This is a genomic window from Thalassococcus profundi, assembly GCF_003344785.1.
In the GTDB taxonomy this organism is placed as follows: Bacteria; Pseudomonadota; Alphaproteobacteria; order Rhodobacterales; family Rhodobacteraceae; genus Puniceibacterium; species Puniceibacterium profundi.
On sequence record NZ_QPMK01000001.1, the window covers coordinates 399,440 to 413,015 of the forward strand.

10 protein-coding genes are annotated in these 13,576 nt (G+C 66.2%); 6 read left to right on the forward strand and 4 right to left on the reverse strand.

The annotated features are described in order from the left end of the window. Positions 1 to 37: 37 nt before the first annotated feature. The 4 genes from DU478_RS01825 to bchF all read right to left on the reverse strand — a co-directional run bounded on the left by DU478_RS01825 (position 38) and on the right by bchF (position 7,079). Positions 38 to 3,607 (reverse strand): magnesium chelatase subunit H, encoded by a 3,570-nt coding sequence (locus tag DU478_RS01825; RefSeq protein ID WP_114509212.1) that lies wholly within the window; start codon positions 3,605 to 3,607, stop codon positions 38 to 40. After that, positions 3,597 to 5,165, reverse strand: a complete 1,569-nt coding sequence (gene bchB, locus DU478_RS01830) for a ferredoxin:protochlorophyllide reductase (ATP-dependent) subunit B (RefSeq protein ID WP_114509213.1) — start codon at positions 5,163 to 5,165, stop codon at positions 3,597 to 3,599. Before bchB ends, DU478_RS01825 begins: the two co-directional genes overlap by 11 nt. 142 nt (positions 5,166 to 5,307) lie before the next feature. Then, positions 5,308 to 6,594 (reverse strand): ferredoxin:protochlorophyllide reductase (ATP-dependent) subunit N, encoded by a 1,287-nt coding sequence (locus DU478_RS01835; protein WP_114509214.1) that lies wholly within the window; start codon positions 6,592 to 6,594, stop codon positions 5,308 to 5,310. Then, positions 6,591 to 7,079 carry a 2-vinyl bacteriochlorophyllide hydratase gene (gene bchF, locus DU478_RS01840; RefSeq protein WP_114509215.1) on the reverse strand — a complete coding sequence of 163 codons (489 nt, stop codon included), beginning with the start codon at positions 7,077 to 7,079 and terminating at the stop codon, positions 6,591 to 6,593. Before bchF ends, DU478_RS01835 begins: the two co-directional genes overlap by 4 nt. A gap of 303 nt (positions 7,080 to 7,382) precedes the next feature. Between bchF and DU478_RS01845 the strand changes: the two genes are divergently transcribed. The 6 genes from DU478_RS01845 to idi are packed head-to-tail and all read left to right on the forward strand — an operon-like array spanning position 7,383 to position 13,545. Beyond that, a complete protein-coding gene (locus tag DU478_RS01845) occupies positions 7,383 to 8,174 on the forward strand; it encodes a cobalamin-dependent protein (protein WP_114509216.1) in 792 nt (263 codons plus the stop codon). Beyond that, entirely contained in the window at positions 8,174 to 9,601 is a 1,428-nt protein-coding gene (gene ppsR, locus DU478_RS01850) for a transcriptional regulator PpsR (protein ID WP_114509217.1), read from the forward strand. The genes DU478_RS01845 and ppsR overlap by 1 nt, the downstream gene beginning before the upstream one ends. Before the next feature lie 47 nt (positions 9,602 to 9,648). Next, a complete protein-coding gene (gene chlG / locus DU478_RS01855; protein WP_114509218.1) occupies positions 9,649 to 10,554 on the forward strand; it encodes a chlorophyll synthase ChlG in 906 nt (301 codons plus the stop codon). Continuing rightward, positions 10,554 to 11,834: a BCD family MFS transporter gene (locus DU478_RS01860; protein ID WP_114509219.1), complete on the forward strand. Its 1,281-nt coding sequence runs from the start codon at positions 10,554 to 10,556 to the stop codon at positions 11,832 to 11,834. Before chlG ends, DU478_RS01860 begins: the two co-directional genes overlap by 1 nt. Positions 11,835 to 11,836: 2 nt before the next feature. Next, positions 11,837 to 13,012, forward strand: a complete 1,176-nt coding sequence (locus DU478_RS01865) for a geranylgeranyl diphosphate reductase (RefSeq protein WP_114509220.1) — start codon at positions 11,837 to 11,839, stop codon at positions 13,010 to 13,012. Further along, the gene (gene idi / locus DU478_RS01870) at positions 13,009 to 13,545 is read left to right on the forward strand and encodes an isopentenyl-diphosphate Delta-isomerase (protein ID WP_114509221.1); all 537 of its coding nucleotides are present in this window, start codon (positions 13,009 to 13,011) and stop codon (positions 13,543 to 13,545) included. The genes DU478_RS01865 and idi overlap by 4 nt, the downstream gene beginning before the upstream one ends. The last annotated feature ends 31 nt before the right edge of the window (positions 13,546 to 13,576 follow it).

Sequence of the window (13,576 nt, forward strand, 5' to 3'; positions counted from 1 at the left end):
AGCCCCGGTCCGGCGATCGGTGTATCGCGACGCGTGCTCATTCCGCGGCCACCCCTTCCACCCGGTCCTCGAGCGCATCGGCCGCGTCCTGCAACGCCGCCAGGGTCGCCGCGTCGGGCTGCCAGTAGGCGCGGTCATGCGCCTCCAGCAGCCGGTTCGCCATGCGCGACGACGCGGTCGGGTTGAGATCGGCCAGCCGCGCACGCATCGCCGCGTCCAGCACGAAGGTCTCGGAAATCTTCTGGTAGACCCAGGGATCGACCTGGCCGGTGGTGGCCGACCAGCCCATGGTGTTGGTGACCTGCGCCTCGATCTGGCGCACGCCCTCGGAGCCGTGCTTCAGCATGCCCTCGAACCACTTGGGGTTCAGCGACCGCGACCGCGTTTCCAGCGCCACCTGGTCCTTCAGCGTACGCACCTTTCCGGCCCCGCGCGTGGTGTCGGAGATATAGACCGCCGCCTCCTGACCGCCGCGCGCGCGCTTCACTGCGCGGGAAATCCCGCCCAGCGTGTCGAAGTAATGATCCACCGTGGTCACGCCCAGCTCGACCGATTCGAGGTTCTGGTAGGCCAGGTCCACGTCCCGCAGCGCCCGCTGCAGCAGCGCCGGATTGGCGCTCGCCTTGCCGGACACGCCGTAGGCAAAGGACTTGCGCGCCTCGTAGGCATCGGCCAGCTCGTCCTCGTCGCCGAAGGCGCTGCTGTCCACCAGCCCGTTGACGTTGGAGCCATAGGCCCCTTCGGCGTTGGAAAAGACCCGCAGCGCCGCCATCTCCATGTCGCAGCCCATCTGCGCCGCGTACTCCAGCGCATGGGCGCGAATGAAATTCATCTCCACCGGCTCGTCAGCGGTCGCGGCCGCCAGTGCCGCCTGCGCCAGCATCCGGGTCTGAAGCGGCAGCAGGTCGCGGAAGATGCCGGACAGGGTCATCACCACGTCGATGCGCGGACGGCCCAGTTCCGACAGCGGGATGAGGTCGGCGCCGGAGAGCCGCCCGAAACTGTCGAACCGCGGCTTGGCCCCGATCAGCGCCAGTGCCTGCGCCAGCGGCGCGCCGTCGGACTTTATGTTGTCGGATCCCCAGAGCACCAGCGCCACGGTACGCGGCAGGCTCGGATGGATGTCGATCAGAAGTTGCGCCTGGCGCGCGCCTTCTCGGCAGGCAAAGGCGGTGGGCATACGGAACGGATCGAAGGCATGGATGTTGCGACCGGTGGGCAGCACATCGGTGGAGCGGATCAGATCGCCGCCCGGCACCGGTTCGATGTAATGCCCGCCCAGCGCCCTCATCAGCGCCGGCAGCTCGGTCTCCTGCCGCAGGATCGCATCGACGCGGGTGCGCGTGTCGTCATCCGCGCCGTCGATCAGCGCCAGGTAATCGGCGCGCTCGGCGTCGGAATAGCAGCGGCCCAAAACGTGCAGACCGTCCGGGATCAGCGCCTCCTCGGTCTCGAGCAGCTTCAGCCACAGCGCCTGCGGAGGTGTGCCGCCCATGTCCACCGCTTCGGCCTGCTCGGCGATGAGCGCTTCCAGATCGCTGCGGCTGTCGTCATCGGCATCAGCCTCGCGCCAGCGCGTCAGGCTGTCCTTGAGTTCGGCGAGGCCCTTGTAGAGTCCCGATTGCGCCAGCGGCGGCGTCAGATGCGTCACGGTCACAGCGCCCGACCGGCGCTTGGCCAGCGTCGCTTCGGACGGGTTGTTCGATGCGTAAAGATAGACGTTCGGCATCTCGCCGATCAAACGGTCTGGCCAGTCCGCGGGTCCCGGCCCGGCCTGCTTGCCCGGCATGAACTCCAGCGCACCGTGCATGCCGAAGTGCAGCACCACGTCGGCGGCGAAGTCGTTGCGCAGCCAGCGGTAGAATGCGGCAAAGGCGTGGGTCGGGGCAAAACCGCGCTCGAACAAGAGCCGCATCGGATCGCCCTCGTAGCCGAAGGCGGGCTGCACGCCGACCATGACGTTGCCGAACTGCCGGCCCAGCACGAAGACGCTGCGCCCGTCGGACTGCACGCGGCCCGGCGCCGGACCCCAGACCGCCTCGATCTCTTCGAGGTACTGCGTGTCGCGCACCATGGTTTCGGCGTCGACCCGTGCGGCGACATTGGCCTCCTGCCCATAGCGCGCGGCATTGCCTTCCAGTACCGCGGCGCGCAGTTCCACCACGGTTTCGGGCACCTCGACCGCGTAGCCCTCGGACTGCAGGCGCTTGAGCGTGTTGTGCAGCGATTCGAAGACCGACAGGTAGGCGGCGGTGCCGACGGCGCCTGCGTTGGGCGGAAAACCGAAGAGCACGATGGCGACCTTGCGCTCGGCGTTCTGCATCCGGCGCAGGCGGGCCAGCCGCAGGGTCTTTTCCGCCAACTTCTCGATGCGTTCGGGGCAGGGCGCCATGGCCTTCTGCGCGTCGCCCGCGCGACAGGCAAGGCGGCACCCGTCGCAGCCGTCCTCGCCGTGACGCCCGGCAAAGACGGTGGGATTGGTGGCGCCGTCCAGCTCCGGCAGCGCGATCAGCATCGTCGTCTCGATCGGGCCCAACCCCTGCGGCGACGCGGCCCACTGCCCAAGCGTCTGGAACTCCAGAGGGTGCGCGCCGAGATAGGGGATATCGAGCCCTTTCAGAACCTCGATCGCCGCGCCGTTGTCGTTGTAGGCCGGCCCGCCCACAAGGCTGAAGCCTGTCAGGGACACCATCGCGTCGATCTTCACGCCCCTGGCATCATGAAAGAACCCGTCGATGGCGGGCCGCGAATCGAGACCGCCGGCAAAGGCGGGGATGACCCGCATCCCGCGCGCCTCGAACGACCGGATGACCGCATCGTAATGCGCCGTGTCCGAGCTCAGGACGTAAGAGCGCATCAGCAACAGGCCGACGGTGGCCACCGGGTTCTTCGGTCCAGGCAACGCGTCGATATCGGTAACGATCCGCCCCGGCAGGTCGGGGTGATAAAGCCCCGCATCGGGGTATTCCAGCGGTGCGGGCGCCGACCCGCCGCGCCATTCGGTGCGGCTGGCATAGCGGCCCAGCAGATAACGGATCATCGCCTCGATATTGTCGTCCGACCCGCCCAGCCAGTACTGCATGACCAGGAACCAAGACCGCAGGTCTTGCGCCTTGCCGGGAATGAAGCGCAGGATGCGCGGCAGGCGGCGCAGCATCTGCATCTTCTTCTCGCCGCTCTCGGTCGAGGGCTTTGACGACCCGCGCAGCCGCTTCATCAGCTGCATCATGCCCGACTGCGGTGCCGACATGTCGAGGTTGCCGAGCTTGGTCAGCTTGACGATTTCGGCATCGGCGATGATGCCGATCATCCCGTCCACGCGGTCCCGCGCCGCCGCGAGGTCCGGCAGGATCGGGCGCACATGCTCTTCAAGGAACAGCAGGTTGGCGAGGATCATGTCGGCCGAGGCGATATCGGCCCGCGCCATGCTTAGCGCCGCCGGGTTTTCGCCCCATTCGGCGGCGGCATGTACGGTGATGACCAGCCCCGGAAAATCCCGGGCCAGCCGGTCACGGGCGCGGTCGATGGGGCCCGCCGCATGGGAATCCAGCGTCAGGATGACGATCCGGTAGGGCGCAGGGCCGGTTATGCCGAAGTCATCGCGCATAATGGGCCTTTGCCTCGTAAAGCGTGTCGACGCTGATCTCTTCCACGCCGCGCTCGGCGGCGAAGACCTCGGTGTTGCGCCGCGCCTTGCCGCGCACGAAGAACGGAATTTTCTTCAGTTCCTTCTCGGCGGCAGGCAGCCAGACCACCTCGACCGACGACGCAGCCCGATCCTCCTTCATCTTGCCGTTAAACCTCCGGGGGGTTTGGGGGGCTGGCCCCCCAGTCTCCGTATCCGCAAGTTCCGTTGCCTTGCCACCGTGGTGCGAGGCCCCCGCGTCGTCGTGGAATTCGAAATCCGCGCGGAACATGTGCAGCAGGTGTTCCTCGAGCCCCATGACCAGCGGGTGCACCCAGGTGTCGAAGATCACGTTCGCGCCCTCGATCCCCATCTGCGGGGAGTAGCGCGCCGGGAAATCCTGAACGTGCACGGGCGCCGAGATCACAGCGCAGGGGATGCCCAGGCGCTTGCCGATATGGCGCTCCATCTGCGTGCCGAGGATCATCTCGGGCGCGAGGTCCTCGATCCGGCGCTCGACTTCGAGATAGTCGTCGGTGATCAGCGCCTCGACGCCGTAGTCCTTCGCGAGGCTCCGGATCAGCCGCGCCTGTTCACGGTTGTAGCAGCCCATGCCCACCACCTCGAACCCCATCTCGTCGCGGGCAATGCGGGCCGCGGCGGCGACATGCGTGCCGTCGCCGAACAGGAAGACCCGCTTGCCGGTGAGGTAGGTGGAATCGACCGAGGCCGAGTACCAGGGCAGACGCAGGCGCGTGTCGTCCAAAGTCGCCGCGACACCTGTCAGCGCCGCCACCTCGGCGACGAAATCGCGGGTCGCGCCGACGCCGATCGGCACGGTCTTCGTGAACGGCAGGCCCAATTCGCGTTCCATCCAGCGGCAGGCGCTTTCGCCGGTTTCGGGATACATCAGCACGTTGAAATGCGCCGCCCCCAGACGGGCGATGTCGGACGGGCGCGCGGTCATCGGCGCCACGACGTTCACTTCGATCCCCATCTCCAGCAGCAGGCCGGTGAGTTCGGTGATGTCGTCACGGTGACGGAAGCCCAGCGCCGTCGGCCCGATCAGGTTGCAGGTGATGCGGGCGGTCTTCTCGACGGGCCGAGCGAGGTGGCGGCAGATCTGGAAGAACGTCTCGTCGGCGCCGAAATTCTCCTTGCGCTGATAGCTCGGCAGCTCCAGCGGAATGACCGGCACCGGCAGGCCCAGCGTTTCGGACATGCCGCCGGGATCGTCCTGGATCAGTTCTGCCGTGCAGGAGGCGCCGACGATGATCGCCTCGGGCTGGAAGCGGTCGTAGGCGTCGAGACAGGCGGTCTTGAACAGGTCCGCCGTGTCGGCACCGAGGTCACGCGCCTGGAAGGTGGTGTAGGTCACCGGCGGACGGTGATCGCGCCGCTCGATCATGGTGAAGAGCAGGTCCGCATAGGTGTCGCCCTGCGGCGCGTGCAGTACGTAGTGCAGACCCTTCATGCCGGTGGCGACGCGCATAGCGCCGACATGCGGCGGGCCTTCGTATGTCCAGACCGTCAGTTTCATGAGGCCACCTCATGAGATGCGCGGACGGATGATCGATCCTGTTGCGCCGGAGCGGGGACGAGCCCCGGCACATTCTTCAAAGCGGGGGCCAGCCCCCGCACCCCCGGAGGTTTAGGGGCAAGATGAAGGAAGGATCGAGCGCTCATTCCGCCGCCTCCAGCTTGAGCAGGCCGCGGCGGCGCAGCGGGCGCGAGAAGAGGCCGGCGAGGTCGCCCGCCTGTTCGTAGAAATGCACCGGGGTGAAGACCAGCTCGATGGCCCACTTGGTCGCCATGCCCTCGGCTTCGAGCGGGTTGGCAAGGCCGAGGCCGCAGACCGTGAGGTCGGGCCGGGCGGCGCGGCAGCGGGCGAGCTGCTTGTCGACGTCCTGACCTTCGGCGAGGGTCGGGCCCTCGGCCAGCAGGTCGAGATCGGGCGACATGATCGCGCGGTGCAGGAAGGGCACGCCGACCTCGACCGCCGCCATACCGCATTCGCGGGTCAGGAAGCGGGCCAGCGGAATCTCCAGCTGGCTGTCGGGGAAGAAGAACACCGACCGGTCGCGCAACCCCTCGGACGCCTGGCTCACCGCCTTGCGGGCACGGGCGCGCGGGGCGGCGGTGACACTCTCGAAGAGGTCTTGCGGCACGTCGAATTCGGCGGCCACGGCCGACAGCCAGGCGGTGGTGCCTTCCTCCCCGAACGGGAAGGGCGCCGCGATGTGACGCGCGCCGCGGCGGGTCAGGGCAGCGTGGGTGTCCGAGAGGAAGGGTTGGGTCAGGGCGAAGACAGTGTTCGGACCGATACCGTAGTCGTCCTCGACGCTCTGCGCGGGCAGGACCCGAACCGGGCCGATTCCCATCGCTTCGAGCAGGTCCAGCGCCTGCTGTTCGACCACATCCGGCAGCGCGCCGACGAGCAGCAGTTCGCGCGAATCGGTGTCCGGCAGCACCGGGACCATGGCGGCGAGGCAGGCATCTTCGCCTTGCGTGAAGGTTGTCTCGATCCCGGAACCCGAATAGTTCAGCACCCGCACGCGCGGGGCGAATTGCGCGCTCATCCGCTCGGCAGCGCGGCCCAAGTCGAGCTTGATCACCTCGGACGGGCAGGAGCCGACAAGGAACAGCTGGCGGATGTCCGGGCGCCGTTCCAGAAGTTGCGTGACCACGCGGTCGAGCTCTTCCTGCGCGTCGGCCATGCCGGCGAGGTCGGTCTCTTCGAGAATCGCCGTGGCGAAGCGCGGCTCGGCGAAGATCATCACCCCGGCGGCGGATTGCAGAAGGTGCGCGCAGGTGCGCGACCCAACGACGAGGAAGAAGGCATCCTGCATCTTGCGGTGCAGCCAGATGATTCCGGTCAGCCCGCAGAAGACCTCGTGCTGGCCGCGCTCTTTCAGCACGGGCGTATCAGAGCAGCCGCGCGCGGGTGGCGGGGGGAAATGGCCGGTCATGCCGCACCCCCGGCCTGCAGGCGCGCCTGCCGCAGCTTGTAGAGGAATTGGCCCGCATTGATGACGTAGGCGGCATAGGCCGCCAGGGCGAGAACCATCAGCCCGGCGGGGCTGAGCGCGCTGCTGAAGAGCGCCCAGAGATAGGCGGTGTGCAGCGCGATGACCCCGAAGGAAAACACGTCCTCCCAGAAAAAGGCCGGCGCGAAAAGGTACTGTCCGAACACGATTTTCTCCCAGATCGCGCCGGTGACCATGATCAGGTAGAGACAGCCGGTCTTGATCAGGATCGACAGCGTCGCGGCTTCGTAGCCGCTGCCCGTCAGAAGGAAGCGCAGCACCAGCGCGAGCGAGATCAGGAACACCAGAAACTGGACCGGCGCGAGCACGCCCTGGACCAGCGTCCAGACAGTCGCGTCACGGCGCTGGCGTTGCTCGGGCGTGTAGAGCGCACCGGCCGGGGTCGCGGTATGGGCAGCGAACGTCATGGGCGATTCCGTAAATGCATGTCTGGAAGCGTAACGCTTGGCCTTCAAAAGTGTCAATCCAAACTTACACATTGCAATCTGACACCATATTGAAAACTGACACGGGCGGAGCGTGCCGGTGGGTTGACGATTTCTCAGAGAAAATTGACGGTTTTCGAGTTCAAGGTGGATGACGCCGGGCCGAAACCAATGTCTGTGTCAATTCTCTTTGACATTTTCCGATGGGTTTCAGAGACTGTGTCTGTTTTTCACGTCCCGGACATCCCGAGTCCCTCCGGGTGCTGCTAGGCAGCGAGGTAACCGATGGACAGCGACCCACCATTCCATGGTCGTGCCCCGCATCACGAGCGGGAGCGGCCGGATATCAGCGTATTGGCCACGACGGTCTTATCGGTGCTCGGCGACAAGGGCGATCAGGGCTGCAGACAGGTACGATCCAGCATGGTCGATGCGCTCATCGACGCCACGCTCGCTCCGGGTCAGTTCGACGGCAAGCTGGTGCTCGATGCGCTGGCTCGGGGGCGGCTTGGCGCGGAAGAGATCGTCGATATCTACATTCCCGAAGCAGCGCGGCGAATGGGCGCGATGTGGGTTGCCGACGACCTGAGTTTCGCCCGCGTCACCATCGGCTCGGCGCGCTTGCAGGGCTTGCTTGCGCTGCTGGCCGCGCCCTGGTCCGCAGGAACGTCCGGCACACGGTCGAGGATCGAGGCGCTTCTTGTCCTTCAGGGCGACGACGCGCACACGCTGGGCCCGCATGTGGCCGCATCGCAGATGCGGCGCCTGGGTGTTGGAGTGCGCATTCTTTTCAATCAGGACGCAAAAATTGTCCTGCGAATGTTGCAAGAAGACTGCTTTGATCTAATTCTTTTCTCCACATCCCGCACCGAAGCCCTTGCGCCCATCGCTCAGATGGTTAAACGCATGCGCGCTGAATTGTCACGGGTGCCGCCGGTGGTTCTGGGCGGGCTGGTGCAGGATCTGGCCGAGAAAGTTCAGGAGCGAACGGGCGTCGATCTCGTAACGACGGATGTCAGGGCGGCGCTCAGGTTGTGCGAGCGCGAAAAACAGAAAACGAGATCGTTGGCAGGGTAATGAAATCAGGCGGATCAAGCTTCTGGAGTAACGGATCGGTCCCGCTGATCGAGCCGGAATTCCTGTCGAGCATCATCGCCGTCGCTTCCGACATCGCGCTGGTGATCACCCAGGATGGCGACATTCTGTCGGTGCTGATAAACCAGCAGGACACCTCTTTCGGCAAGCTCGATCACTGGGAAGGCAGGTCGATCCGCAACTTTCTCACGACCGAAAGCATTCCCAAGCTCAATGCGGTTCTGGCGGCCTTTGCGCGTGGAGATGCCCCGAGGAAGGCGGTCGAGCTGAACCATTCCGACAACGCGATCTGGGAATTCCCGATTCGCTACAGCTTTCATCCCTTCGGCAACGACAAGTCGCTGCTGATGCTGGGCCGCGACCTGCGCCCTATCGCCGAGACCCAGCAACAGCTTGTGCAGGCGCAGATGTCGCTGGAACAGGGCTACGAGGCGCGTCGGGAATTCGACGCGCGTTACCGGTTGCTGTTGCGCACGGTGCACGATCCTATCGCCTTTGTATCGGTCGGCGACGGCCGGGTCCGGGATATCAACGAACCGGCGGCGGCCTTGCTCGGGACGACGCGCGAAGATCTGGTGGGGTCGTCGTTTTTCCAGGAGTTCCGCGACCGGCGCGGCGAGGAGTTCATCGAGGGGCTGGTCAACGCCGCTATCTCTGAAAATGCCGCGGGGCTCGAGGTTCAGACCCGCCGCAGCCGCAGCCGCGTGACCGTGACGCCGCATATATTCCGCGCCGCTGGAGAGCGGGTGCTGATCTGCCGCCTGTCCGGCGACGATGGCACGTCGGTCAAATACGACGGTCTGAGCCTGAACCTGAGCGTGCTGTTCGACAAGGGCGCCGATGCCATGGTCTTTACCAGCATCGACGGCACCGTTCTGACCTGCAACGACAGCTTTCTCGACCTTGTCGACGCTGCGCATCTGGGCGACGTCAAGGGCCGCAACCTTGCCGAGTACCTCGGTCGCGGACAGATCGACATGTCGGTACTGATCGAGAACGCCCGGCGGTCCGGGCAGATGCGCATGTATGCCACCAAGATGATGAACGATTTCGGTGCCAAGACCGCGGTCGAGATGTCGGCGACCTATCTCAACGACCGGTCGGAGCCGGAGCTGGGTTTCGTCATTCGCGATGCCAGCCGGGTCGACGCAGTGCGCAAGCCGGCACCGGCGCAGGCAGGAGACGACAGCAACCGCAACGTGATGGAGTTGGTCGGGTCGGCGTCTCTGAAAGAGATCGTGTCGGAAACCACGGATGTGGTGGAAAAGATGTGCATCGAAACGGCGGTCGCCCTGACCCGCAACAACCGCGTCGCGGCAGCCGAAATGCTGGGCCTCTCGCGGCAGAGCCTGTACGTTAAGCTGCGCAAGTATGGGCTGCTGAACAAGGACGCCGACAGCTCCGATTGAGCGGCGCTGCTCTTGCCACGACTCGTTTAGTCGTGTCTAGTTGACATATGAGTGTCAGCACAAGTTTACAATCCAGGCGCCTTCCCGAACCCGCAGCGATGCTCCGGCTGATCAAGCCCGTGACGTGGTTTCCGCCGATGTGGGCCTATCTCTGCGGCGTCGTCTCCTCGGGTGCGGCGCTGGCGGACCAGGCGGCACTGGTGGTTCTGGGCGTGATCCTGGCCGGCCCCATCGTCTGCGGCATGAGCCAGGCCGCCAACGACTGGTGCGACCGCCATGTCGATGCAATCAACGAACCGGACCGGCCCATTCCCTCGGGCCGGATTCCCGGTCGCTGGGGCCTGTGGATCGCGCTGGCCATGTCGCTGCTGTCGCTGGCCGTCGGGTCGCTTCTCGGCACTTGGGGATTCATCGCCACCTGCGTCGGCGTGGCCGCGGCCTGGGCCTATTCGGCGGAACCTGTGCGGCTCAAGCGGTCGGGATGGTGGGGGCCGGGGCTGGTGGGCCTCAGCTATGAAACCCTGCCGTGGTTCACCGGTGCCGCGGTGCTGGCGCAGACGTTGCCAGCGACCCCGGTGATCCTGGTCGCCATACTCTACGGGATCGGCGCGCACGGCATCATGACACTCAACGATTTCAAGGCGCTCGAAGGCGATGCGCAGATGGGCGTCGATTCCCTGCCGGTGACGCTCGGCCCCGAAAAGGCGGCGCGCGTTGCCTGCGCGGTGATGCTGGTGCCGCAACTGGGTGTCGTCGCGCTGCTGATCGCCTGGGCGCAACCATGGCATGCGGGCGGCATCGCGGCGCTGGTGCTGGCGCAGGTCTGGGCCATGTCGGTGATGCTGCAGGACCCACGCGCCAAGGCGCCCTGGTACAACGGCACCGGCGTGCTGATGTACATCAGCGGCATGATGATCGCCGCCTTTGCCCTGCGTTCGCTGGAGGTGCTCTGATGACCCTGTCCTGGCTGTCGATCGTCCGTCTTGGCCTCGTGCAGATGGCCCTGGGCGCGGTCGTGGTGCTGACCACATCGACCCTGAACCGCCTGATGGTGGTCGAACTTGCCCTGCCCGCCGTCCTGCCCGGTCTGCTGGTGGCGCTGCATTACGGCATCCAGATCACCCGGCCGAACTGGGGCTTCCGGTCCGATACCGGCGGCAACCGCACGGTCTGGATCATCGGCGGCATGGCGGCGCTTGCGCTGGGCGGGATGCTGGCAGCGCTGGGCGTCGTTGTACTGCAATCGTCCTTCGGCGCCGGGCTCGCGATTTCCGTGCTGGCCTACGCATTGATCGGCCTCGGCGTCGGTGCCTCGGGCACCTCTCTTCTGGCCCTGCTCGCCACAGCCACGGCGCCGCACCGGCGCGCCGCCGCCGCGACAATCACCTGGCTGATGATGATCTTCGGCATCGCAATGACCGCCGGCGTCGTTGGCAGTTTCCTTGATCCTTACACGCCCGCGCTGCTGTTGCGCATCGTCGGCATCGTCACCGGTACGGCGCTGGTCCTGACCGTGCTTGCCGTCTGGGGCATCGAACGCGGCGTCGACGCCCAGCCCGAGGCCGAAAAGATGCCCTTCCGCCAAGGGCTGGCAGAGATCTGGGCCGAACCCAAGGCGCGCAACTTCACCCTCTTCGTCTTCCTCTCGATGACCGCCTATTTCATGCAGGAACTGATCCTAGAGCCTTACGCCGGCCTCGTCTTCGCCTTCACGCCCGGCGAATCCACGACCCTTTCCGGCGCGCAGAACGGCGGCGTCTTCCTCGGCATGCTGACCGTCGGCATCGCCGCCACCGGCCTGCGCTTCGGATCGTTGCGCAACTGGGTCGTCGCGGGCTGCATCGGCTCCGCCGCCAGCCTCGTGGCCATCGCGAACCTCGGCAGCCTCGGCGCTGGCGCGCCGCTAATGCCCGCCACCGTCGCGCTCGGGTTCTTCAACGGCATGTTCGCCGTCGCCGCCATCGGCTCGATGATGGCGCTGGCCGGCGAGGGGCGCGATGCCCGCGAAGGCACACGGATGGGCCTTTGGGGCGCGGCGCAGGCCATCGCCGCCGGGTTTGGCGGACTTGTCGGCGCCGCCGCGGTCGATGTGATGCGCGGGTCCTTGCCCGACGCCCCCGCCTTCGGCGCGGTGTTCCTGTTCGAAGCCGCGCTCTTTCTAGCCGCCGCCCTGATGGCGATGCGGATCATGCAGGGCCGTGCGCCCATGGCCCAGATGGTACCGGGAGAATGACCATGTTCGATGTCGTCGTCGTGGGCGGAGGCCCCTCGGGTGCCACAGCCGCCGAAGATCTGGCCCGCTCGGGTCACAAGGTCGCGCTGCTGGACCGCGAAGGCCGGATCAAGCCCTGCGGCGGCGCGATCCCGCCCCGGCTGATGGCCGACTTCCACGTGACCGAGGATCAGCTCGTCGCCAAGGTCAGCACCGCGCGGATGATCTCGCCCACCGGGCGCCAGGTCGACATCCCGATCGAGAACGGCTTTGTTGGCATGGTCGACCGCAAGGATTTCGATCCGTTCCTGCGCGCCCGCGCCGTGGCTGCCGGCGCCACACCCTTCACCGGCACCTTCATCCGCATCGACCGCGAGAACGGCACCCGCGTCGTCTATCGCGACAAGGCCAGCGGCGAGGAACGCAGCCTCGAGACCAAGCTGATCATCGGCGCCGACGGCGCGCGGTCGCGCGTCGGACGGGCCGAAGTGCCTGGCGGCGACACCATTCCATACGTTCTGGCCTATCACGAGATCATCAAGGCCCCGCCCGCGAACGCGACCTATGATCCGATGCGCTGCGATGTGATCTACGACGGCAAGATCAGCCCGGATTTCTACGGCTGGGTGTTCCCGCATGGCGACAGCTGTTCCGTGGGCATGGGCACCGAGGTCGGCTCGGTCGACCTCAAGACCGCCACCGCCGCCCTGCGCGCGGCCTCGGGGCTTACCGACTGCGAAACCCTGCGCCGCGAGGGTGCGCCGATCCCGCTGAAACCGCTGGACCGCTGGGACAATGGCCGCGACGTGGTGCTCGCGGGCGACGCCGCCGGCGTTGTGGCGCCTTCCTCCGGAGAGGGGATCTACTACGCAATGGTCGGTGGCCGCGTCGCTGCCACCGCCGCCGCCGCGACACTGGCCACCGGCAAGGCAAAGAACCTGATGCTGGCGCGCAAGCTCTTCATGCGCGAGCACAAGACCGTGTTCCGCGTGCTCGCCTCGATGCAGAACGCCTATTACCGCAGCGACAGCCGCCGCGAACGCTTTGTCTCGCTCTGCCACGACATCGACGTGCAGCGCTTGACCTTCGAGGCCTACATGAACAAGAAGCTCGTCAAGGCGCGGCCGATGGCGCACATCAGGATTGGCATCAAGAACCTGGGCCACCTGACCGGCCTCGTGCGGGAGACGTATGTATGAGCATTGAAATTCCGGCATGGGTGAACGGCACGCTGACACCGGTGGACAAGCTCGAAGCACATGTGCAGGGCCTGCGCCACAAGGCGGTGTCGGTCTTCGTCATCCGGGGCCGCGACGTGCTGATCCAGCGCCGGGCGATGGACAAGTATCACACGCCGGGGCTTTGGGCGAACACCTGCTGCACCCATCCGGAATGGGAGGAGTCCAGCCTCGATTGCGCCGTGCGGCGGCTTGACGAAGAGCTTGGAATCACCGGCCTGACCCCGGCCTATCGCGACCGGGTCGAATATCGCGCCGACGTGGGCGGCGGGCTGGTCGAGCACGAAGTCGTGGACATTTTCGTCGCCGAGGCGCCTGAGGCCCTACGCCTGCGCGCCGACCCGGACGAGGTAATGGAGACACGCTGGATCGCCTATCCGGCGCTGCTCTCCGAAGTGAAGGCGGCCCCGTCCCGCTTCACCCCCTGGCTGCGCATCTACCTCGACACCTATGCCGAGCGGATCTTCACACCCGAGATGCTTGCGCAGGCCTGAAACTCCCGCAATCCAAAACGAAAGCCCGGGA